Origin of the sequence: Paraglaciecola hydrolytica (assembly GCF_001565895.1) — a bacterium.
GTDB lineage: Bacteria > Pseudomonadota > Gammaproteobacteria > Enterobacterales > Alteromonadaceae > Paraglaciecola > Paraglaciecola hydrolytica.
The window spans coordinates 1,043,649-1,066,309 of record NZ_LSNE01000003.1 but is presented as its reverse complement, the minus strand read 5'-3'; the positions used below and the strand labels follow the sequence as shown (position 1 = coordinate 1,066,309).

General features: G+C 43.4%; 19 protein-coding genes. 4 read left to right on the top strand and 15 right to left on the bottom strand.

What is annotated here, in order from left to right:
• Positions 1-35: 35 nt before the first annotated feature.
• Complete coding sequence (gene dnaB / locus AX660_RS07155) at positions 36-1,442, bottom strand: replicative DNA helicase (RefSeq protein ID WP_068374542.1); 1,407 nt, start codon at positions 1,440-1,442, stop codon at positions 36-38.
• 96 nt (positions 1,443-1,538) lie between these two features.
• On the opposite strand from dnaB, the gene AX660_RS07150 reads away from it, so the two are divergent.
• A complete protein-coding gene (locus AX660_RS07150; protein WP_068374539.1) occupies positions 1,539-2,123 on the top strand; it encodes a uracil-DNA glycosylase family protein in 585 nt (194 codons plus the stop codon).
• On the opposite strand, the gene recQ is transcribed toward AX660_RS07150, so the two are convergent.
• Both recQ and AX660_RS07140 read right to left on the bottom strand, forming a co-directional pair.
• Positions 2,120-3,901 carry a DNA helicase RecQ gene (gene recQ, locus AX660_RS07145; protein WP_068374536.1) on the bottom strand — a complete coding sequence of 594 codons (1,782 nt, stop codon included), beginning with the start codon at positions 3,899-3,901 and terminating at the stop codon, positions 2,120-2,122. The two genes, AX660_RS07150 and recQ, sit on opposite strands and share 4 nt — an antisense overlap.
• A gap of 144 nt (positions 3,902-4,045) precedes the next feature.
• Positions 4,046-5,776, bottom strand: coding sequence for a potassium/proton antiporter (locus tag AX660_RS07140; protein ID WP_068374533.1), 1,731 nt, complete (start codon positions 5,774-5,776; stop codon positions 4,046-4,048).
• Positions 5,777-6,263: 487 nt separating this feature from the next.
• Here AX660_RS07140 and AX660_RS07135 point away from each other — a divergent pair, with 487 nt between their 5' ends.
• Together AX660_RS07135 and AX660_RS07130 are read left to right on the top strand one after the other, a co-directional pair.
• The gene (locus AX660_RS07135) at positions 6,264-6,884 is read left to right on the top strand and encodes a MarC family protein (protein WP_068374530.1); all 621 of its coding nucleotides are present in this window, start codon (positions 6,264-6,266) and stop codon (positions 6,882-6,884) included.
• A 2-nt stretch (positions 6,885-6,886) separates the two neighbouring features.
• Positions 6,887-7,348, top strand: coding sequence for a thioesterase family protein (locus AX660_RS07130; RefSeq protein ID WP_068374527.1), 462 nt, complete (start codon positions 6,887-6,889; stop codon positions 7,346-7,348).
• A 249-nt stretch (positions 7,349-7,597) separates the two neighbouring features.
• On the opposite strand, the gene hflC is transcribed toward AX660_RS07130, so the two are convergent.
• The 9 genes from hflC to AX660_RS07085 all read right to left on the bottom strand — a co-directional run bounded on the left by hflC (position 7,598) and on the right by AX660_RS07085 (position 17,481).
• Positions 7,598-8,476: a protease modulator HflC gene (hflC, locus tag AX660_RS07125; RefSeq protein ID WP_068374524.1), complete on the bottom strand. Its 879-nt coding sequence runs from the start codon at positions 8,474-8,476 to the stop codon at positions 7,598-7,600.
• Between the two features lie 3 nt (positions 8,477-8,479).
• Positions 8,480-9,631 (bottom strand): FtsH protease activity modulator HflK, encoded by a 1,152-nt coding sequence (hflK, locus tag AX660_RS07120; protein WP_068374521.1) that lies wholly within the window; start codon positions 9,629-9,631, stop codon positions 8,480-8,482.
• An 83-nt stretch (positions 9,632-9,714) separates the two neighbouring features.
• Complete coding sequence (gene hflX, locus AX660_RS07115; RefSeq protein WP_068374518.1) at positions 9,715-11,013, bottom strand: ribosome rescue GTPase HflX; 1,299 nt, start codon at positions 11,011-11,013, stop codon at positions 9,715-9,717.
• An 18-nt stretch (positions 11,014-11,031) separates the two neighbouring features.
• The gene (hfq, locus tag AX660_RS07110) at positions 11,032-11,274 is read right to left on the bottom strand and encodes an RNA chaperone Hfq (RefSeq protein WP_068374515.1); all 243 of its coding nucleotides are present in this window, start codon (positions 11,272-11,274) and stop codon (positions 11,032-11,034) included.
• 77 nt (positions 11,275-11,351) lie between these two features.
• Positions 11,352-12,296, bottom strand: coding sequence for a tRNA (adenosine(37)-N6)-dimethylallyltransferase MiaA (gene miaA / locus AX660_RS07105; RefSeq protein WP_068374512.1), 945 nt, complete (start codon positions 12,294-12,296; stop codon positions 11,352-11,354).
• A complete protein-coding gene (gene mutL / locus AX660_RS07100; RefSeq protein ID WP_068374509.1) occupies positions 12,289-14,085 on the bottom strand; it encodes a DNA mismatch repair endonuclease MutL in 1,797 nt (598 codons plus the stop codon). Before mutL ends, miaA begins: the two co-directional genes overlap by 8 nt.
• A gap of 43 nt (positions 14,086-14,128) precedes the next feature.
• Positions 14,129-15,475, bottom strand: coding sequence for an N-acetylmuramoyl-L-alanine amidase (locus AX660_RS07095; RefSeq protein ID WP_068374506.1), 1,347 nt, complete (start codon positions 15,473-15,475; stop codon positions 14,129-14,131).
• A gap of 36 nt (positions 15,476-15,511) precedes the next feature.
• The gene (gene tsaE, locus AX660_RS07090) at positions 15,512-15,994 is read right to left on the bottom strand and encodes a tRNA (adenosine(37)-N6)-threonylcarbamoyltransferase complex ATPase subunit type 1 TsaE (RefSeq protein ID WP_068374503.1); all 483 of its coding nucleotides are present in this window, start codon (positions 15,992-15,994) and stop codon (positions 15,512-15,514) included.
• A complete protein-coding gene (locus AX660_RS07085; RefSeq protein WP_235594674.1) occupies positions 15,991-17,481 on the bottom strand; it encodes an NAD(P)H-hydrate dehydratase in 1,491 nt (496 codons plus the stop codon). The genes tsaE and AX660_RS07085 overlap by 4 nt, the downstream gene beginning before the upstream one ends.
• Before the next feature lie 47 nt (positions 17,482-17,528).
• Here AX660_RS07085 and queG point away from each other — a divergent pair, with 47 nt between their 5' ends.
• Positions 17,529-18,680 carry a tRNA epoxyqueuosine(34) reductase QueG gene (queG, locus tag AX660_RS07080; protein ID WP_068374500.1) on the top strand — a complete coding sequence of 384 codons (1,152 nt, stop codon included), beginning with the start codon at positions 17,529-17,531 and terminating at the stop codon, positions 18,678-18,680.
• Position 18,681: 1 nt separating this feature from the next.
• On the opposite strand, the gene AX660_RS07075 is transcribed toward queG, so the two are convergent.
• From AX660_RS07075 to AX660_RS07065, 3 genes are all read right to left on the bottom strand, one after another.
• On the bottom strand, positions 18,682-21,096 hold the full coding sequence (locus tag AX660_RS07075; protein WP_068374497.1) for an efflux RND transporter permease subunit: 2,415 nt from the start codon (positions 21,094-21,096) through the stop codon (positions 18,682-18,684).
• Between the two features lies 1 nt (position 21,097).
• Positions 21,098-22,078 carry an MlaA family lipoprotein gene (locus AX660_RS07070; RefSeq protein ID WP_235594673.1) on the bottom strand — a complete coding sequence of 327 codons (981 nt, stop codon included), beginning with the start codon at positions 22,076-22,078 and terminating at the stop codon, positions 21,098-21,100.
• Between the two features lie 200 nt (positions 22,079-22,278).
• Positions 22,279-22,656: a hypothetical protein gene (locus AX660_RS07065; RefSeq protein WP_068374494.1), complete on the bottom strand. Its 378-nt coding sequence runs from the start codon at positions 22,654-22,656 to the stop codon at positions 22,279-22,281.
• Between the last annotated feature and the right edge of the window lie 5 nt (positions 22,657-22,661).

The window sequence follows — 22,661 nt, the reverse complement described above, 5'->3', positions numbered from 1 at the left end:
TAACTGGCATTAGATGGATTTAAGAAACTAAGTCTTTAATAATCGTCTGCTACCGCTGGCCCTGCATAATTATCAAAACGAGAAAATTGGCCCTGAAAGGTTAAACGGCTGGTGCCGATTGGGCCGTTACGCTGTTTACCGATTATGATTTCAGCCACCCCTTTATCTGCGCTTTCTTCGTGATAAACCTCATCACGGTAAATAAACATAATTAAGTCGGCGTCTTGTTCGATAGAGCCTGATTCACGTAAATCAGAGTTGATTGGACGTTTATCCGCACGTTGTTCCAAACTACGGTTTAGCTGTGACAGTGCCACCACAGGTACTTCTAATTCTTTCGCTAAGGATTTTAACGAGCGCGAGATTTCAGCAATTTCTAAGGTACGGTTATCACTTAGACTCGGTACTCGCATTAACTGCAAGTAGTCGATCATTATCAAGCTGATCCCCCCTTTATCACGAGCGAGTTTACGCGCTCGAGTGCGCACATCCATGGGCGTTAAACCAGAGGAATCATCAATAAATAAATTATCTTTGTCTTTGAGCATGGCCATGGTATTGGAAATACGCGCCCAATCTTCGTCATTGAGTTGAGCGGTTCGGATCTTGGTCTGGTCTACTCGGCTGAGTGAGGCTAACATCCTCATCATGATCTGTTCGGAAGGCATCTCAAGACTGAATACCAATACGGGTTTGGTTTCCAGTAACATGGCGTTTTCACACAAATTCATCGCAAAGGTGGTTTTACCCATAGAAGGACGAGCAGCAACGATGATCAAATCTGAAGGCTGTAAACCACTGGTTTTTTTATCTAAATCCGTATAACCGGTGGATACTCCTGTCACTTCTTTATTACTTTTAACTAGGATTTCTAGACGATCGATAGTTTTACCTAATACGGTCTCAACATTCTTAGGACCTTCGTCTTTGCCCGTTCGTTTTTCGGCAATCTCAAAAACCTTGCTCTCAGCCATATCCAGAATTTCACCGCTATTGCGGCCTTCCGGATTATAACCCGCTTCAGCTATCTCATGGGCAACACCAATGAGCTCACGTGTTACCGCACGCTCTTTAATGATCTGCGCGTAGGCCGTTACGTTCGCAGCACTAGGTGTATTGCGCGCCAATTCTCCCAAATAGGCAAAACCACCGGCATCATCGAGCTCATCACGCTCTTCTAAATTTTCAGAAACGGTAATTAAATCAACTGGATGGCTTTTGGTTAACAAACGCAGTATGGCGCGAAATATAATTTGATGTGAACGATTATAGAAATCTTCGTCGGTGACTAATTCAGCGACTTTGTCCCAAGAATCGGGGGCAATCAGCATACTACCCAAAACCGATTGTTCGGCTTCTATGGAATGAGGTGGGATCTTGAGTCTTTCGACTTTAGGATCAGATTTTTTTTTGGGAGTATCTTTCACGGAAATAACAATCATCAGCGCAAAAACGGCCGCTAAGTATGCGATAAATTGCGTCAGATAGAAAGGTCTGTTACATAGGCTTTAACAAACGACAGCAAAGAGAAAAACCTAATGGACTCATTCGAATCTTTGTTAAACCGTGTCCAGCACTGCACACTTTGCGCGAGTCATCTTAGCGATGAACCTCGCCCAGTTGTGCAAATCCAACCATCGGCTAAGTTACTCATTATAGGGCAAGCACCTGGCCGTAAAGTGCATGAAACTGGCATCCCGTTTAACGATGCCAGTGGCGAACGTTTGCGGCAGTGGTTGGGCATTAACGCAAATATTTTTTACGACAAAAACCGAGTTGCAATAGTACCAATGGGGTTTTGTTACCCCGGTAAGGGTAAAAGTGGTGATCTACCACCACGTCCAGAATGTATCCCAACGTGGCATGCACAGCTATTAAGTCACCTGAAAGAGCTCAAACTCACTTTGTTGATTGGACAATACGCACAACATTATTATTTGCCCACGCCAGCACCAACCTTAACTGAAAACGTGCAAAATTGGCGGCAGTTTGGGCCAAAACTGCTGCCTCTGCCCCATCCGAGTCCACGCAATAACATTTGGCTGAAACGCAATCTATGGTTTGAACAAGAGCTTGTACCTGAGTTGCGCAAGCGAGTAGCAACAGCTCTCGATTTAACTTAATCCAAATGTTTGGATATCACTTCGATAAAACGTTGACCATAGCGCTCTAGTTTGGTTTGACCGACGCCTGATATTTGTAAAAAATCACTACTGGATTGAGGAAATTTAGCGGCCATATCGGCCAAACTAGCATCACTGAACACCACAAAAGGTGGCACATTATCTTGTTCGGCAATACTTTTACGCAGATGTTTAAGTTTGGCAAACAAAGGTCGATCATAGTCTTGTTCAGAAACCCGTTTTTTCTTACCTAGATCTATGGTTAATCGCGGCACTGCTAGTTGCACAGTTTGTGTTTGACGCAGCACTGGGCGCGCTTCTTCCGTAAGTTTTAATACCGCATGTTGAGTGATATCCACCCGTAATAAACCACGATGAATCAGTTGATTAATAATGTTATGCCAGTAGGCATCACTTTGTGCCTTGCCAATGCCAAAAGTACTGAGTTGCTCATGCTGTAACTCAAATATGCGTTTGAGCTGCTTGCCTCGCAGTACATCAATTAGATACTGACTGCCAACTTGTTGCTGTAAACGTAGCACGCAAGATAGCACTTTTTGCGCATCTAAAGTGCCGTCAAAGGCTTTAGGTGGATCGAGGCAAATATCACAGTTTTGACACTGACCGGCGGAATATTCGGCAAAATAATTAAGTAAGATCTGACGGCGACAGGTTTGCGCTTCGCCAAAGGCCTCAATAGCAGTAAATTTTTGTAATTCTACTTCATTGCGTTCTACGTTTTCGCCGCTGGCTATCCACTGACGAATACGTACAGCATCCTTTTCATCGTATAACAATAAAGCTTCGGCAGGCATGCCATCACGCCCTGCTCGACCAATCTCTTGATAATAGGACTCGATACTGCGGGGTAAATCAAAATGCACCACAAAACGCACGTTGGATTTATCAATACCCATACCAAAAGCAACCGTGGCAACTATGATGTCGATACGGTCCTGAATAAAGTCACGTTGAATAAGGTCACGGATATTACCTTCTAGCCCAGCATGGTAACCCGCGCAATTGACCCCTTGCCGAGCCAGCGCAAGCGCAAGTTCATCAACCTTTTTACGACTGTTACAATAAATGATCCCACTGCCGTCCTGTTGTTTTACAAACTGGATAACTTGGTCGGTAGCCTTATATTTTGTGATTTGATTATAACGAATGTTCGGCCGGTCAAAGCTACCTTTAAATACAAAAGGTTGCTGCAAGTTTAACTGCTGAGCAATATCCGCACGAGTAGCTAAATCAGCAGTGGCAGTTAAACCCAACATCGGCACATGAGGAAACTGCGCTTTAAGTTGACCTAACAAACGATAGTCTTTACGAAAATCATGGCCCCAGTGTGATACACAATGGGCCTCATCGACGGCAATTAAACTGATATCCAAGTGCTGTAACCGTTCGATAAAATCCATTTTCATCAAACGCTCAGGTGCCACATAAATCAGCTTGTAGCGCCCTTCCTGCATACCCCGAAATACACTAACTAACTGCTCAGAATTTAAGTTGGAATTAACATAAGCCGCACTCACACCATAAGCATTGAGGGCATCAACCTGATCTTTCATTAAGGAAATAAGCGGGGATACAACTATGCTCAAACCAGGCAAGACCAAAGCAGGAATTTGGTAACAGAGTGATTTACCACCGCCGGTTGGCATCAACACTAAGACATCACGATGAGCCAATACCTGCTCGATGACTTCGGCTTGCCCAGCACGAAACTCACTGTAACCAAAAGTTTGGCTCAGTACTTGAACGGCTTGCTCCATTAAAGGGGTACTTAAACTCAAAAAATTTCTTCGTCGCAAAATTAGGCCGCAAGTCTAACGGTTTTTAATCTGAGGTTCACTTGCTAGACTACAAATAATTAACCAACAAACTTGCTGTTTTAAGGATGAAGGGAATTTAAACCGCTACGTCTCAGTATGTAGCTTTAAACCCACAACCGTAATTTTTCCCATCACCACTTCTCTGACCACAAATTGCACTGAACCAAAGCGAACCCTGTCACCAACAACAGGTTTACCGTGAAACCGATTTTCAATAAATTGAGCAATAGGCGTATCGAGTAAACCATCATCGACGCTAAAACCGTAAACTAGGGATAAGTCTCCCAACGACGTCTCCGCTCTGATGGTAAACATGCCAAAATAGCTGCGCAGTTCAATATTGGTCGCCGTCCTTGGAGCGGCAAAGCTATTATTGAGCGTTGCTTTGGCATCTGACAAGGCCAGTATTAGCAGTTGATCTTTTGCTTGCAAAATTTGTTGGGCCGGCGCTTCCACTAAAACCCCTAAACGAATAATGCCTACGACCTGTGATCCTTGTGTCATCGGTAATTGATGCTGCTTCATGCCTAATACGGGTGTATTTTCTAATATCTCATAAACGAGCAGCTCCTTTTGCTGCTCAGTGGAAACCGTCAGAGAAAAATGAGTTGGGTTGCGAGGTAAAGGGGGTAAATCAATTTTCAACCATCTTGCCACGGGGGCAATAGTCCATCCTTGCAGTAATAATGATATCAACACCACAAAAAACACCAACTCAAAATAGATAACCGTATTCTCCATACCTGCCAGAGAAGGAAATAGCGCCAGAATGATGGGTACTGCGCCTCTTAGTCCACACCAACCAACAAAAACTTGTTCGCGCCACGGGAAACGAAAGGGCAACAATGCGACTAATACTGCAAGGGGACGGGCGACAAAAATAAGCACTACAGCGATACCGATAGCAGGCAAAATAATAGGTGGTAAATGACTGGGTGTAATCAATAGCCCCAGCATCAAAAACATGCCAATCTGACTTAACCACGCTATGCCATCATGAAAACGATGAATATCATTGCCATAAGGCAAGGGTCTATTACCAACCAAGACTCCCGTAATATAAATCGCTAAAAAACCACTGCCGCCCAACAAGTTGGCGACTCCAAATACGCTCAAGCCACCCGCCAAGGCAAGCAGAGGGTACAAAGCGCTGGGTAAACTAATGCGTTTTACTAGTTCGGTCAGTAAATAACCACAAGTCAGCCCGACAATAGCTCCCAGTCCAATTTGCTGAATAAACTCGATTAAAAATGACCATCCTGGATTATCAGTATCTTGTACTAACAGTTGCACCATCGCAATAGTGAGGAAAATGGCCATGGGATCATTACTACCTGACTCAATTTCCAATGTTGCCCCAGCCCGCTCTTTAAGATCCAATCCGGCGGTTCGTAAAAGTCCAAACACGGCGGCGGCATCGGTTGAGCCGACAATCGCACCAATGAGCAAACCTTCTTGCCAGGTTAAATCCAGCAACCAGTGGGCAAAATAACCGGTGATCCCAGCCGTCACTATTACCCCAACCGTTGCCAACGACAATGCTGGTTTAAGGCTGACTCTGAAGGTACTTTTACGAGTACCTAAACCACCATCAAAAATGATTATCGCTAAGGCTAAATTCCCTAATAGAAAAGCTAAGGAAAAATCGTTAAAGGTAATTCCTCCTAAGCCATCTTCTCCGGCCAACATACCTAGAATGAGAAAAACAAGTAACAGGGGAGCACCAAAACGACGAGATAGAATACTGGCCAAAATGCATAACACTGCCAGTATTGAGCCTATAAAAATAAATTGGCTGGTAAGCTCAATTGTCATTCCGACTTAGCCTCCTTAAATCAAATTACAAAAGTAGTGCCTTATACTGCAACACTAGGTTTTATAGACTCTTTGGAAATGATTCATTAATGCAGTTTATGAGGCTTGAACTCTAGCATAAAAGACATAAAAAATCTGAAACAGGGTTAACAAACAACCCGATTACATTCATGTCAAAATGAGAATCAATTTAAAATGAGCTATGAATATACCCAAACAACCTGAAGATACGAGTTTGAGCGTTTCTGAGGGAGCTTGGGTATATAGCCCGAGCATGTTAGAACATTCCAAGGTTCATCTGTTACCATTAATATTATCATTTGGGTGCTTGTTGCAAGTTTTAGTAACATCACGATGAGAAATCCACCCGTTCGTTTTTATACCGCAACGTTCCGTACTTTCAGCGTTGACACGAACGGCGAAGAGTCAAACACCGCTATCAATATAACAACCAATCTATAGTCAACTAACTTAGGCAAAGATCAAAATGGATGAAATTTTTAAACAATTTGTACTGCTTTGGGCGGTAATCGACCCCATCGGCACCATACCGGTATTCATTGCGGTAACGATAGGAATGAGCAAGGGAATGGCCCGTACCATAGCTCTGAAAGCCACCCTAGTTGCCGCCATTGTATTGCTCTTTTTTGTACTCGTCGGTGAGTATTTGCTTGATGCCATGCAAATACCCTTATCTGCTTTTCAAATTGCAGGGGGCATAGTGTTATTCCTTTTTGCGCTGACGATGATATTCGGTGAAAGCAAACCAGAAGTCGAAATGCATTTAGTGAAAAAAAATTTACACAAGTATGTGTTCCCCCTTGCCATTCCATCCATAGCCTCGCCTGGCGCCATGATGGCCGCAGTGTTGCTTACTGATAACCATCGTTTTTCTGTGCTGCATCAAGGTATAACAACCCTTGTTATGCTTGCCGTATTGCTCGTCACCTTAATATTTATGTTGCTTGCCAGCCGCATCCTCAACATCATTGGTGAAGCCGGAGCTAGTGTGGTGAGCAGAGTGATGGGCATGATCCTCGCTTCAATTGCGGTTAGTGCCGTATTGCAGGGGATTAGCCTGTATTTCGGTTTAACGGGAGTCAGCTAACAATGACACTGCATAAACAACAACTTCAAAATTTTGTAACTGATTTTTTTAATCAGCAAATGCCCTTTAATCAAGTATTGGGCTTAACAGTTAGCCAACTAGATAACTTTCAAGCCGAAATTCGCTTAGATTGGCAAGATAAACTAATGGGCAATCCGGTACACAAAATCCTGCATGGTGGGGTAACTGCTGCCGTACTAGACACGGTAGGTAGTATCGCGGCCTTATTTTATGGAATACAGCAGTTAGAAAACGAAGATGCGGTAAAAGCTTTTTACGAGCAACTACCCTACGGTGGCACCTTAGATATGCGGGTGGATTATTTGCGCCCAGGTAAGGGTAAGCACTTTATCGCAACGGCTCAGGTTATACGACGAGGCAATAAAGTCGCGGTATGTCGCATGGAACTGCACAATGAAGACAACTTACATATCGCCACAGGTACAGCAACCTACATCGTTTAATCAGTGATACCTATCACTAGAGTTTTTCGAGCTGTGCTATTGTCAAAACGATTAGATAAACCTAATACCAATTCTATTAAATAAATATGCACTCAGAACGCATCCAACGGTTTAAGTGTTTTTAAACAAAAAATCCGATGGCTAACGCGCATCGGATTTTTTATCAGGGCAAAAATGAACCATCATTAATATTTTTTACTGATGATATTAAACTCGAAGTACCTTGTAAGCAAAATACAAAGTAGTCGATTATTTACCTTGTTTACCTTTCATGTAACGGAAAAAGTCACTGGTAGGCTCTACCACTAAGACATCATTTTTGCTACTAAAGCTGGTTCTATAAGCATCCATACTACGTAAGAAGCTATAAAACTCTGGATCTTTAGAATAAGTATCTGCGTAGATTTTAGCCGCTTGAGCATCACCTTCACCCTTCAATTTACGGGCGTTACGATCAGCGTCAGCTAATAATACAGTTACTTTTGCGTCTACATCGGCTTTGATAAAATCAGCTTTTTTCTTACCTTCAGAACGATGTTCACGAGCAACCGCTTCGCGTTCTGTGCGCATACGCTCAAATATAAAGTTACGTACTTCAGGTGGTAAGTTGATTTGTTTAACCCGCACATCAACAATCTCAATACCCAATTCATCTGAACTAGTTGAAGCTTGATTCATCGCTTCATCCATCAATTCAGAACGTTCGCCAGACACGATTTGTGAAATAGTACGAGTACCAAACTCTGAACGAAGACCGTTATTGACCTTTTGTTGCAAGAGTATTTCAGCATTACCTTTGATAGCACCAGTAGACAAGTAGTACTTAGCAAAGTCCTTGATTTTCCATTTAACATAGAGATCAACAATTAAGTCTTTTTTCTCTGACGTAACAAAACGACTAGGCATTTCATCCAAGGTTTGAATACGTGCATCAAGCACTACCACACGATCAAAAATGGGTAGTTTAAAATGCAAACCTGGCTCAAATACCACGGTTTGATTTTCGCCATCACGCTGTACTTTACCAAACTGGATAACAATGGCTTTGTTGCCTTCACTCACCACAAACAATGAGCCATAAGCTAAAAAACCAAGCAAAATAACAATGACACCGATAAAATTTTTCATGGCTTAGTTTCTCCCCGTACGGCTGTTACTGCGAGAAGTAACCGTTGAATTGTCATTTACACCATCACTATCCTGATTACGTAAACCTTCTAACGTACTACGAATATTCGCAGGCACATTAGAGCCCGATTGACGCTCTAATATCTTATCAAGGGGCAAGTACATCATGTTGCCTGTACCTTTGGTATCCACCAGTATTTTGCTGGTATTGCTATACACTTCTTCTAAAGTTTCAATGTAAATACGGCTACGTGTAACTTCAGGCGCCGCCTTATATTGTGGTAATAACTCTTCGAAACGAGCGATTTCACCTTGTGCTTCTAGGGTTACACGCTCTTTATAAGCTTGTGCTTCCTGAGCCATACGGTTTACCTGACCACGAGCGCGAGGTTCGATTTCACGGGCATAAGCATCGGCTTCATTGATAAAACGTTGTTCATCTTCTTGAGCGGCAATCGCATCATCAAAAGAAGCTTTAACTTCTTCAGGTGGACGTGCATCTTTAAAGTTCATATCAACTATGGCCAAACCCATATCATAGGATTCTATGATGGTTTGCAGTTCATCACGTACGTTTTGACGGGCGACTTCACGACCACTGGTTAAGACAGCATCCATTTTTGAATGACCAACCACGTAGCGGATAGCACTATCAAAAGCTTGGCTTAAACTTTCTTCAGGCACAGTCACGGCAAAACTATACTTATAAGGTTCAAGTATGCGGTACTGCACTTCCATTTCGACTCGTACTACGTTTTCGTCTTCGGTTAACATAGAACCAGACGACGCCATAGAACGTACAGTTTGTACATCTACCGGCACGATTGAGTCAATAAAGGTGGGTTTCCAACGTAAACCTGGCTCAACAAAATGGCTGAATTCACCAAATCTAAGTACGACACCACGTTCTGCTTCACGAATGGTGTAAAAACCACTCAGAACCCATACAGCAACGATAATGCCTAAAATCACACTGAGGCCAATGCCACCAAAGCTTTTTCCACTGGGTGCGGAACCGCCTTTGCCACCGCCAAATTTGCCAAATTTAGCCATAATGTTTTTAAACACTTCGTCTAAATCAGGCGGACCTTGATCTTTACCACCCTTGTTTTTCCAAGGATCATTGTTGTTACCACCGGGCTCATTCCAAGCCATCTTCACTCTCCAACTAGTTGATTCACTAAAATAATTGATTGGCACAATGTTAACTTACATTATGCCTATTTTCTGTTTGTTACTTAGTTTTGATTGTCACTAACAATATAGTCTTGCAAGTTTATTTCTGAGCGCTTTATTAGACGTTGCCAGTCGCTTTGTTCCATACGCACCGCAACTTGCCAATCACCGTTGTCGGTATAACTTTGTTCCGCAATACAATTCATTTCATACAAGGCACCGCGTAATTTACTCAAACTAGGCGGAATACGTAAGGTATGTTGTACCATATTTTTTGATAAACATTCGCTTATTGCGCTGAGCAATAAATCTATTCCTAAACCCTGTTGCGCAGACACCCATACACGTATAGGTACATTTTCTTCGTCACGGTCAATTCTCGCTTCAACACCTTCCATGCGATCAATTTTATTACAGACTACTAATTGCTTAATATCATCAGCTTCAATTTCTTCCAACACCTTATTGACCTGATCGGTATTTTCCCGAAATTGCTCATCTGCGTAATCAACCACATGCAATAATAAATCGGCTTGTTGGGTTTCTTGCAAAGTGGCTTTAAAGGCCGCTATCAGATCATGGGGGAGATGACGGATAAAACCAACCGTATCAGCCAATATTGCTGAACCTATATCTTGTAACTGAATTTTTCGTAAAGTCGGATCTAGCGTCGCAAACAACTGATCAGCCGCATAAACCGCTGACTGAGTCACGGTATTAAATAAGGTTGATTTACCTGCGTTGGTATAACCTACAAGAGAAACCGTGGGAATTTCAGCACGTAAACGAGCACGCCGCCCTTGTTCACGCTGAACCTGCACTTTCGCCAAGCGACGGGTAATACTTTTAATACGTTCACGTAATAACCGTCTGTCAGTTTCTAACTGAGTTTCACCCGGACCGCGTAAACCTATCCCGCCTTTTTGACGTTCAAGGTGAGTCCAGCCGCGGATCAAACGAGTACTCATATGTTTTAACTGAGCGAGCTCAACTTGCAACTTACCTTCGTGGGTACGGGCACGCTGAGCAAAAATATCCAAGATCAAACCGGTTCTGTCGAGCACTCGACATTGACACAGCTTCTCTAAGTTACGTTCTTGCGAAGGAGTTAAACTATGATTAAAAATAACCACATCAGCCTGATTGGCACGTACAGAATTGGCTATTTCTTCGGCTTTACCACTACCAACAAAGTAGCGGGCCTTAGGTGTTTGGCGCGAACCTGAAACAACATCAACAGCGTTCACACCAGCGGAGGATACAAGTAGCTGTAACTCTAATAAATCTTCTCTGCTATTTTCATCAGCAAAATCGACGTGTACTAAAACAGCTTGCTCACCAGCTGCATAACGGTCAAACAAGCCACTCTCCTAGCACCATTAATCTTCGTCTGACTCTGATCCGGTTGCCGACATGGGAATTGCGCGCGAAGGCACAACAGTTGAAATTGCGTGTTTATAAACCATTTGGCTGACGGTATTTTTCAACAGGATGACAAACTGATCGAATGACTCGACCTGCCCTTGGAGTTTTATTCCGTTAACAAGGTAAATAGACACAGGAATACGTTCTTTGCGCAGTGCATTTAAGAACGGGTCTTGTAGTGATTGCCCTTTAGCCATGATCTATCCTTTTCTTTTTATTATAAAAAATACCCTAAACAGGATTATACAGATTTTCAAAAAGCTGTATAGCGCTGCTAAGTGCGAAGTTTGCTCAGTTTAATCACCTGAGTCAAATTGTCTTTTGCAAATGTGTCCAAACTAAATACCTTGTCCCAACTACGTAACCACGTTAACTGACGTTTGGCTAACTGACGAGTAGCCGCGACACCTTTTTCGCGCATTTCATCAAAAGCAAAATCCCCTTCTAAATATTGCCACATCTGCCTATAACCCACACAGCGTATTGAAGGTAAATTTAGATGTAAATCAATACGTTGGCGCAATTTTTCAACTTCTTTTTCAAATCCACCGTCTAACATCAGTTGAAATCGTTGGGCAATTCGTTGGTGCAATACTGCTCTATCGGCCGGAGCGATAGAAAATTGACTCACGTTATAAGGCAAAGGTGCTGACTTGGTAGCCATCAAAGTTGTCATAGAATTATTAGTTAATTCATATACTTCTAGCGCGCGTAATAGCCGCTGAGGATCATTTGGATGAATGCGCAATGCCGATTGTGGATCAATTTTCGCCAGTTGCTCATGCATATGCTGCCAGCCTAACTGCTGTGCTTGTTGCTCGATACGTGCGCGCACTGCTGGATTAGATTCAGGCAAGGGGGATAACCCATCAATTAGCGCTTTGAAATACAGCATAGTGCCTCCCACCAACAACGGGATATTCCCCTTGGCCGTTATTTCAGCCATCTCTCGCAAGGCATCACGGCGAAATTCGGCCACTGAGTAACTTTGCGCAGGATCGAGTATGTCTATGAGTCGATGGGGGGCTAAGGCGAGTTCTGCCGCTGTGGGTTTAGCAGTACCTATGTCCATGCCCTGATAAATCAGCGCCGAATCCACACTGATGATCTCACAAGGTAGTTTTTGACATAACTCAATAGCCAAGGCGGTTTTACCTGAGGCCGTCGGCCCCATTAAAAATATCGCTGGCGGTAGTGTAGTGGATACGTTTTCAGTCATGTTTTGCTATCCACTCCTGCAAAGGTACTTTACGACCAATAGCGGCAAGTTGTTGATCTAATGATAGCAACGCAGGTTGGCAAAAATCCGTCCACAATAGTGAAATTTGCGGCTCTGCTAACTCACTTTGTTGCTCAGCCAGACAATCTAACAAATATTGTTTAACACTTTGAGCCGAGTGTTCCGGTGTCTGTAAAACCTTTTCGAGGATCACACTCCAATTGTATTGACGCATTCCCGCTGGAATTTTGCGTAATATAATGCGCTTGTGTTGCCAAGTGATGTCGATACTGTTTTGCAACAATACCTCACTCAAAGCTTTTGCTTGGGCTAGTAAGGACACATCACCTTCAATAGAAATGGGTAACAACAAAGGCTGACTCACCGGCATGGCATGTGCGTAGTTACGTTGTAGCTGAGCCTTAAGTAAGGCTTTGATAGGCACAAGATAAAAAACCGCCTTGGTACTCACCAATAATTGTTTATCATCAATTTTTAGCCACGAGCCTGCTAATGTGCCATTAGGCTCTGGCGCGCTCATCAGTTGCTGATAATGCTGGGCGGCTTGGGCAGAATTCCCAAGGTGGGACTGTCTGCTAGTTGGTTGTGCTGCATAGTTGACGGCGACACTTTGACTAGCACTTGCATGTGCTGATTTAAATTCAGAATGTTGTCTATGTCGCTCATTTACTTCGTTGGGCTGAGCCTGACGTAGCGGCTGAATATAACTATGATTTGGCTCAACTGGAGCGAGTTCATTACATTCATTACCAGCTTGCGGGCTGGCAGAAAAATACTGATTGATGGCGTCGCTTAAAGCCCGATAGACAAAATCGTGCACCAATCTACTTTGATGAAAGCGTACTTCGTGTTTGGCGGGATGTACGTTGACATCTACTTGAGCGGTATCGAGACTAAAATACAAGACATAAGCTAACTGATGCTCTGGCGCAATCACTCCCTCCAAGGCCTGACGTACTGCATGATTGAGCAATTTGTCACGCATCATGCGACCGTTGACATAAAAATACTGGCAATCAACCTGAGGTTTTGCTGTGTTAGGCGGAGCTAACCAGCCTTGCAAGCTAAAATCCTGATATTGGCTATTTAGCTCAATGGCCTGCTCACCAAACTCCTTGCCACAAATACTGATTAAGCGCTTGTGTTTGGATACTGAGTTGTCAGCCGCAGGATATTTGCGCAACAACTTGCCGTTATGTTTTAAGCTAAAGGCCACATCAAAACGACTTAAGGCAATCCGCCGAATAATTTCATCAATGTGGCTAAATTCGGTTTTTTCGGCCTTTAAAAATTTGCGCCGTGCAGGGGTATTAAAAAACAAATCAGTGACATCAACGCTGGTGCCTTTAGGATGGGCAATCGGCGTGAGCTGCACTTGCATATCGCGCCCTTCACTGTGGGCTTGCCAAGCTTCATTTTGTTCAGCCGGTTTAGAACTTAAACTCAAACGTGAAACCGAGCTGATACTGGCGAGTGCTTCTCCTCTAAATCCTAAACTCACTATATGTTCAAGATCATCTAAGCTACTGATTTTACTGGTAGCATGGCGACTTAACGCCAAGGCTAATTCTTGCTGTGGAATACCGTTGCCGTTGTCGCGCACTAATATTTGTTTGTGGCCGCCTTTTTCGATTTCTATTTCAATAAGGCTGGCGCCTGAATCCAGACTATTTTCAACTAGCTCTTTAACTACCGATGCGGGGCGTTCAACTACCTCACCGGCGGCAATCTGGTTGGCTAAAATGGCAGGTAAAATTTGTATCGGCACAGCACAACCTGTTGGTTTAAATAGGGCGAAAAGCTAGCAAAAACTAGGTTTGCGGAATGGTTAGTATCTGGCCAATACGCACCACATCGGTATTCATATTATTGGCCTTTTTCAACTGACCCACATCCACATTATAACGTTGGGCTAATAAAGACAGAGACTCCCCACTGCGTACCTGATGAGTGCGATGTTCTTTTTTAAGTCTCGCCCACAAGGAGCCATCAGGGGGTAAACGTTTAAAGTATTTTTTCAAACCATCAAAAATTGATTGGGCTAAACGTTGGCGATGAACTTGATTATTTAGATTTTTTTCTTCACCCGGATTAGAAATAAAACCCGTTTCAACCAAAATAGAAGCTATATCCGGCGAGGTTAATACCGCCAAACTCGCTGCCTGCGGCGCTGTTTTATGCATCTTGGTAACAGCGCGTAATTGCGTGATAACATCGCGACTAAGGTCATAACTAGTCGTTAAGGAGTGATCCATCGACATATCCAGCAAGGCCTGAGTTAAATACAATTCGCTGGCGGTATCTTGAATGATCTCAGCTGCACCACCGAGTAACTCAGAATGTTTTTCGGTGTTTTCCATCCAACGACCTAGTTCAGAGTTGGCTCGACTCATGGATAATACCCACACTGATGCACCACTGGGTTGCGGAGTGACAAAAGCATCTGCATGAATTGATACCAGCAAATCAGCTTTATGTTTACGGGCAATTTCCGGGCGTTTATTCGGTGAAATATAATAATCACCGGTACGGGTCATTACCGCTTGAATACCCACCTCACGTTTGATCAGATCTTCCAGATGTTTTGCAATACTCAGGGTAACGTGTTTTTCATAACTGCCAGCACTGCCCACCGAGCCAGGATCTTCACCACCGTGCCCAGCATCAATCACCACAATAATATCACGCTCAGAACTGGCTGTTTTTGCATCGAGTATAATAGAAGGTTGAGGTTTATCATCGGTTAGATCAATGACTAAACGATCGTTGTAAGGAGTAGTCGGGGGCAGCGAAAACACCGTTAGTTCGAGCTTTTTAGGCAATTCGATAACAACTCGTATGGACTTTTTATCTTTGGCCGTGCTGTAACGGATTTTTTTTACCAGAGAACTCTGATTTTCCACCTGAGAAAAGTTAAAGTTATCATTGGTATTGGCAATGTCGATGACCAGACGTTCAGGATTACTCAGGGTGAAATAACTAAAATCTGGCGCTTGGGCTAAATCAAAGACCAAACGAGTATTGGCGGGGGAGGGCCAAATACGTAATCCATCAATGTTATTTTGCGCGTGCAAACCGGCGCTCAACAACAGGCTGGCAAGCAACACTAAAGCTGTAACTCGCTGCACTAATTTTGCTAAAAATCGATGGCTTTGCATATTATTTTTCTTATTGCTGACTCAGTTACCAAAATCTTAGGTCAAGACCTCGAGCAATGATTGTCCTCGTGCGGACAATGCTAACATCGACAAACGTCTTCCCAGTGGTGTGTAGTCAATACTAATGGTTAAATCCGCTGCTGCCAAGAGCCCGTGCCCTTTATCTGGCCATTCGATAAGGCAAATACAGTCTTCTTCAAAATAATCTCTGATCCCCATAAATTCGAGTTCTTCCGCATCTGCCAAGCGATATAAGTCAAAATGAAAAATTCGCCAAGGTCCAATTTCGTATGGTTCGACCAAGGTATAAGTGGGACTTTTAACTTTGCCCTTGTGGCCCATACCCTTAATAAAACCACGGCTAAAAGTGGTTTTACCCGCACCTAAGTCACCTTGTAAATAGATTACACAAGAGTGTTGGCAGACTGAAGCCAAGCGTCCAGCCAGTTGCACCATGGATTCTTCGTCAGGCAAATCAAAATCACGTTGAGATAACAAGTTAGGTTTTAAGGTTGTCATTGGTAATTTAACAGTGTCCGTAGGGGCTCAAACAAATCGCCGGCTATCATACCACGCTGCCCATAGATACTGGCAACCCTATCACCCGCGGCTGCGTGTAGACACACACCATAAGTGGCAGCTAACTGTGCAACTAAACCCTGTGCAATCATAGCGGCAATGACCCCGCTTAATACATCACCCATGCCTGCGGTTGCCATACCGGGATTACCATCGGCACAAACCTGCACTTCATTGGTTTGTGAACTACCAATCACAGTGCCTGCGCCTTTTAATACCACGACCACACCATATTGTTGTGCGATATCCTGGCAGGCTCGATAACGATTTTGTTCAATATCTTTGACCCTTGTATCAAGTAATCGAGCAGCCTCACCAGGATGGGGAGTCACAATACACATTGGTAAACTCAAGTGAGTAGACTGCGCTTTTTTCAGCGCTAACAAATTCAAACCATCCGCATCAATAAGCAGTGGTTTTTGACTTAGTTGCACATAACAGAGTACCTGCTCAAACTGACTTTGCGCCCAGCTGTCTGTACCCAAACCTGGCCCCAGCACAATGCAAGTACACCAGTCTAATGCAGCCTTTAAGGCGGCAGTACCACTATCAATATTGAGCATGATTTCGGGTCGCCCAGTACTGACTTGCCACTGGCTTTGTTCATGACAAAATACTTTGACTAAACCCACACCTGAGCGCAAAGCCGCTTCGGCACTTAATCGAATTGCACCGCCCATGCCACGGTTGCCACCTATACATAACAAGCGGCCAAAATGTCCTTTGTTGGCATGCTTATCTCGCACAGACAGCGGCGCTAAACTTGCCCACGACACCAGTTCAGCCGAGCTTGTGGCTAACTGGCTAAAAGCGTGGCTAATACCCAACTCATCCAGCACTAGCTCACCACAATAGGTTTTAGCTATGCCAGTGACTAAACCCGGTTTGAGTGCCACAAAACTCACGGTACTAGCGGCTTTTACTGCCACAGGCATGGGTGAGCCAGTGTCAGCATCTAAGCCCGAAGGTAAATCGAGACTCAATATGGGCACAGTAACTTGGTTGAGGTGTTCGATAATATTCTGCATTAAAGGACGTATCTCGCCCCTTAGTCCCGTGCCCAGCAAAGCATCCACCAATACATCTGCCTTACTACAATCAACTTGCTGCCAACTGACAAGCTGAAGCCCAGCTTGCAAACACAGTTGCTGAGCCAATAAAGCATCACCTGTCAATATTCGTGCAGGGTCGGCACAGGCGAGTTCAACACACAAACCATGTTGGTGGGCTAAGTTTGCCAAGATATAACCGTCGCCCGCATTATTGCCCCAGCCGACCAGAACAATGAGCTTAGTTGCTAAGGGATAACGCTCTAACAAGTGCTTAAAGGCACCGGCTCCAGCACGTTGCATCAAATCAAATAAGCTAGCGTTTTGTGCCTGAGCAGCCGCAGCTTCATGCTCTCTAACCTGGGCTGCGTTATGCAATTTATATGCTAAACTTGGCGGCGTTTTTGAATTTAGTCTTATAGGTAATGACACAATTGGATACTCAGGCACTGGTCTTATTAGCTGAAAATATCAAGGCTTGGGGCAAAACACTAGGCTTTCAGCAAGTCGGTATCTGCGATGTTGATCTGAGTCAACATGAAGGCAGGTTACAAAACTGGCTAGATCAAGGTTATGCCGGTGAAATGCACTACATGAGTGAACACGGTATGAAACGCGCGCGCCCAGCAGAATTGCAACCCGGCACCTTACGTGCCATCAGTGTGCGTATGGACTATCTGCCTCCCGACGCGCAATTTGCCCGCAGCCTCAAAAACAAAAATCAAGCTTATATCAGCCGTTATGCTTTAGGCCGTGACTATCACAAGTTAATGCGCGCGCGCTTAAAACAACTAGGCGAAAAAATTAAAGCTGAATGTGGCGAGCTTAACTATCGCCCCTTTGTTGATTCTGCCCCTGTATTGGAACATGCCCTAGCTGAAAAAGCGGGGCTTGGCTGGACAGGAAAACATTCACTTACTCTCAACAAAAAAGCCGGTTCGTGGTTTTTTTTAGGCGAGTTATTAATTGATTTGCCCTTACCCGTTGATGCTCCCGCCACAGAACACTGTGGTAGCTGCACAGCATGCATAACCATCTGCCCCACCCAAGCCATAGTCGAACCCTATGTGGTGGATGCTCGGCGTTGCATATCCTATTTAACCATTGAACAAAAAGGCGCGATCCCCACAGAATTTAGAACACTCATAGGCAATCGTATTTATGGTTGTGATGATTGCCAGCTAATTTGCCCTTGGAATCGTTATGCCAGCATCACCGCCGAAGCCGATTTTCAGCCACGTAAAGACTTATTAGCCAAAGAATTAGTCGACTTATTTAACTGGGACGAACAAACATTTTTGAAACTTACCGAAGGTTCGGCTATTCGTCGAATAGGTTACGAACGTTGGCAGCGTAATCTAGCTGTAGGTTTAGGTAATGCACCTTATTCATCAGAGATAGTTGATGTTTTAATAAAAGCCAAAGCTCAGGCCAGCGACTTAGTAAAAGAACATATTGATTGGGCGCTTGAACAACAAGCGATCAAAGCACTAGCCATTAAAGCGCCCGAGCCTCAACAGCGTTTAACCGAACGTTTGATCCGTAGTGTCGAAAAAGGCCTGCCAAGGGATGCCTAGCTCAGGCCTCAGCCACTTCAGTTTTATCTGCCTTAGACTTACAAAACCGCGCCAGCATGGCGGGTAGTAAAGTTAAATCCGTCAGCAGTGCCACTAACATGGCTAAACCGGTCAACAAACCAAACATCACACTGGGTACAAAGTCTGAAAAACTCAGCAACGAGAAACCCAAAGTAATAATAAACGAGGTATACAGCAGGGCAAAACCTATGCTGCCATACGTAGCTTTAACCGCTTCAATGCTCGATTGCGTTTGTGATTCTTCGGTAAAACGATGCACAAAATGAATGGTATCATCCACCGCGATGCCCATAGCAATCGCAGCGATAGTAATCGTCATCAAATCCAGCGGAATGTTAAACCAGCCCATAGTACCTAAGACCACAAGAGTCGAAATAATATTTGGCACAATGGCAATGGCGGCAATTTTAAACGAACGGAAAATGCCCAGTAACACCACAAATAAAGCCACATAGACTATGCCCATAGTTAAAATTTGTGAGCTAAATAATCGTTGCAATATGTCTTGATAAAGTACAAACAAATTACCCAGGGTAAAGGAGTTGGCCACCACCGACACTCCTTCAATATCACTTTTTAGAGTCTGCATAAACTCGGCGCGATTCAAACCCTCGGTAGTATCTTTAATGCGGCTACTGATGCGCAACTGATTGTGCTCTGGTGCAAAATAAGAACCGAGTAACTTTTCAGTCAGCGACTTATCAATCAAGCGATAGATCACGGTTAATTCATATTCGGTCAACGGTTTGCCGTCATTGATGATCTTGGCAAGCTCAGTAAAATTCACGATAGAAGTCACGTTGCCCATGGCCTCAAATTGGCGCATCACAAACTGTACTTTTTGTAATGACTGAATACTTTCTGCCGTCAACACTAAGTCTTTATCATGCTGTTGCTGAGGAATATCATAGATGACATCAAGTTGGGTCGAACCACCAAATTGTTGATCAATAAAGGATAATTCTTTAAATACCCGAGTATCGGAAGCAAAATAATTAATAAAGCTGTTTTCAACGTTGAGCTTAAGTAAACCCACAATACTCAGTACCAGTACTACGCCACTGGCCGCAAAAATCCACGAGCTGCGTTTTAGACTGAGATTTTGTAACAGCGCGATAAGTTTATTGGATAACTTATGCCCCTGTTTTTTATCTTTGCGTTTGAACAAACACACAATGGCCGGAAACAAAATCAAGCTGACCAGAATAGATATGACCATGGCCACCATCATCATCCAGCCAAAAGACACTACTGGCTGAATGCCACTAAACAACAAAGAGCCAAAACCCACACAAGTCGTGATACCGGCATAAAAACACGGACTGAGTTTGTGTAAAAACGTCTTTTGTACCAAATCGACTTGGCTATCCTGCGGATTGTCTTGAGCAATCTGGCCGTATTCCACTAATAAATGGATGACGATGGCGAGTGTCAGGATTAGTTGTAAAGCCACAAAATTCGACGAAATAACCGTGGTACGTAAATCCAATAAACCAAATAAACCTATGGTCCAAACCACACTGACCGCGCAGCAAATAATTGGCACCAAAACCCAACGAAATTGACGAAATATCACCAATAACAAAACACAAATTGCCCCAGCTATAGCGCTGCCAAACAACACTAAGTCATTCTGAATAATATCAATTAGCTGAAAACCCAAAACATGGGCGCCACCTAAATAGATATTGGCGTTAGTTTGGTAGGGTTCGATAATTTGATAGATTTGTTCGATTTCTTGTTGACGTTGTTTAGCTAGTTTTTGCTCTAAAGGGTCCGCCTGCTCGCGCAGTTCATCGACCTTAAGTTGATCCTCGTCAGTAAATGTATCGCTCAGTACTTTTTGTTGTAGCTCGGTTATTTGGTCGGTAATTTTTGTCAGCTCTTCATCGGACTTAAATACGATTTGAATAGCCGTCGCATCCATCTTTTCGTTAACTAACAAGTCGGTATAAAGAGGATGTTTGACAAATATCTGCCGCATTTCTTGGGGTGCATAAGCTTGTTTTTCCCAAGTCCAATCATCAGGATTTAGCTCACTATCTAAAGACCCAGCCTTAGACAGTAAGGGCACATTCAATATGCTAGTAAGGGCTTCTACTCTGTCGAGCTGTGCAAATTTAAGACTTAACTCGCCCAAAACCGCAAAAGTATCGTCAGAAAATAGCTCCGCCTGTTTAGGTTGGTAAGCGACTAAAACAAATTCTTGGGGCGAAAATCGCTGATTAATCACTTGTGATTCAATATAAAGCTTGTTGTTTTTAACTAACAACGTTTCGGCTGAAGCATCGATCCTAAAGTTTTGCACAAACCAAGCTAGTACAAGGGTAATGACGATAAAAAAACCAATTATCCACTTGTTATTTGCGGTGATAAAACGCGCTAGTCCTTGCATCTTATTGCTCCGCCATCGGTTCTTCAGACTTAATTTGGGCTTTTTGATGACCAGTAGAATGAGGATTTAATGGAAAAGACTCACTGCCCACTACCTTTTCTGAAAATTGTTGATCACGTAAGACGCCTTGCAAATACAGATTACGGAAAAATAAATAAGGATCTTCAGCTTGTTGCTTGAGCGTTTCGTAACCGTCTGCTTGAGGGGCAAACTCATGAAAACTGTTATAGGACTGGATATATAGAGTCTCAGGCGAATTGCTTAACGCATTTATCGGATGCACTATGCCTTCTACCACAGTTGAAAAGCCATTGCGGGTATCGGTTTGACCCAAAAAAGGCAAAACTAAAAACGCGCCATACCCCATATCATAAGATGCTAATGTCTGGTTTAAGGTGGCTTTTTTTTCTTTAATATCAAACCAGTGATCGGCTGGGTCAAATAAACCCAAAATACCAACAGTAGAGTTAATCAAAAAGCGCGAAACACTGGTGCCAAGGCTAGAGCCACTGCCTTGCATGGCATGATTTATGGCATTTAGAGGTTCGCGGATATTACTGAAAAAATTGCTCACACCACTGCGCACCGGTGATGGCACCACAGCTTGATAACCATGACTGGCGGGGATCAAAACATAACGAAACATAAAATCGTTGAATGCAAAAACTGGCCGATTAAAACCTTCTAATGGATCATTAAAGGTTTCTGGCTCATAGGCGACAACCGTTGGTTCAAGTTCAAAGGTGCCATGAGAGCTTTTAACCAGCAGTTTTTCTGCCTTGGGTGTCGAGGTATTTTCAGTTGATGTACTATTTTCAGTTGATATTCTTTGTGGCTCAGGCTTAGCCGCACAAGCGTTTAAAAATAGACTCACCGCTAAGACCATTACCACTTTTACCATGCTACTTACGATCTTTTTATTTACATAATCTGTGCTGAAAAAATAATAACTAAAGTCATTCACTTTACTGTAAGAACACATACTCAATCCTTGTTTAACTGCATATCAACACTAAACCATTTTAAAAACAGCTTAACGTAAATGAGTATCAAATTTCATTCCAAGTGCAACTAGCTAGATTTCATACGCATCAGGGCGTAATAGGGATCACCGAGACTTAAAGAAAATTGGCATTTTTACACATTGCGTCGGTAAAGCTTACATCTACCTTTGTAAGATAGCTAAACATAAGCCTGAACGATTTTTGCCACTGAGCCATGACCAAAAGGCACAGAGATATCGAAGTTAATATGATCAGCAGTGTAAGCGTACAAACCAAAACGATTATCTCGAGCGTGACTAATGACTATGGCAAAATTGGGCTGAGGATCAACATCGGCACGGAAAGGATCAAGTACCGGAATGGCATAACGGCCAAACTGCAACAAGCCAATTTGCCTACCATTACGGTATATCACTTTATCAAATAGGGGTTTGTCTAATACGGCATAAACAGCAAATTTAGGCAGCTGAATAGGGATCCCTTGCCAGCTAAGCTCTACAATCTGCAGTTGTTCGACCAGTGTGGTGATGGATAAAGGCAATTTAAGTGTCCGCATCGCGC

Excerpts from the sequence above, each read along its gene's own strand:
- AX660_RS07135 (WP_068374530.1), top strand. The coding sequence starts at position 6,264 with ATGGATGAAATTTTTAAACAATTTGTACTGCTTTGGGCGGTAATCGAC.
- hflC (WP_068374524.1), bottom strand. The coding sequence starts at position 8,476 with ATGAAAAATTTTATCGGTGTCATTGTTATTTTGCTTGGTTTTTTAGCT.
- AX660_RS07150 (WP_068374539.1), top strand. The coding sequence starts at position 1,539 with ATGGACTCATTCGAATCTTTGTTAAACCGTGTCCAGCACTGCACACTT.
- recQ (WP_068374536.1), bottom strand. The coding sequence starts at position 3,901 with ATGGAGCAAGCCGTTCAAGTACTGAGCCAAACTTTTGGTTACAGTGAG.
- AX660_RS07070 (WP_235594673.1), bottom strand. The coding sequence starts at position 22,078 with ATGTGTTCTTACAGTAAAGTGAATGACTTTAGTTATTATTTTTTCAGC.
- dnaB (WP_068374542.1), bottom strand. The coding sequence starts at position 1,442 with ATGATTGTTATTTCCGTGAAAGATACTCCCAAAAAAAAATCTGATCCT.
- AX660_RS07075 (WP_068374497.1), bottom strand. The coding sequence starts at position 21,096 with ATGCAAGGACTAGCGCGTTTTATCACCGCAAATAACAAGTGGATAATT.
- AX660_RS07095 (WP_068374506.1), bottom strand. The coding sequence starts at position 15,475 with ATGCAAAGCCATCGATTTTTAGCAAAATTAGTGCAGCGAGTTACAGCT.
- miaA (WP_068374512.1), bottom strand. The coding sequence starts at position 12,296 with ATGACTGAAAACGTATCCACTACACTACCGCCAGCGATATTTTTAATG.
- AX660_RS07140 (WP_068374533.1), bottom strand. The coding sequence starts at position 5,776 with ATGACAATTGAGCTTACCAGCCAATTTATTTTTATAGGCTCAATACTG.
- AX660_RS07065 (WP_068374494.1), bottom strand. The coding sequence starts at position 22,656 with ATGCGGACACTTAAATTGCCTTTATCCATCACCACACTGGTCGAACAA.
- tsaE (WP_068374503.1), bottom strand. The coding sequence starts at position 15,994 with ATGACAACCTTAAAACCTAACTTGTTATCTCAACGTGATTTTGATTTG.
- queG (WP_068374500.1), top strand. The coding sequence starts at position 17,529 with ATGACACAATTGGATACTCAGGCACTGGTCTTATTAGCTGAAAATATC.
- hfq (WP_068374515.1), bottom strand. The coding sequence starts at position 11,274 with ATGGCTAAAGGGCAATCACTACAAGACCCGTTCTTAAATGCACTGCGC.
- AX660_RS07130 (WP_068374527.1), top strand. The coding sequence starts at position 6,887 with ATGACACTGCATAAACAACAACTTCAAAATTTTGTAACTGATTTTTTT.
- hflK (WP_068374521.1), bottom strand. The coding sequence starts at position 9,631 with ATGGCTTGGAATGAGCCCGGTGGTAACAACAATGATCCTTGGAAAAAC.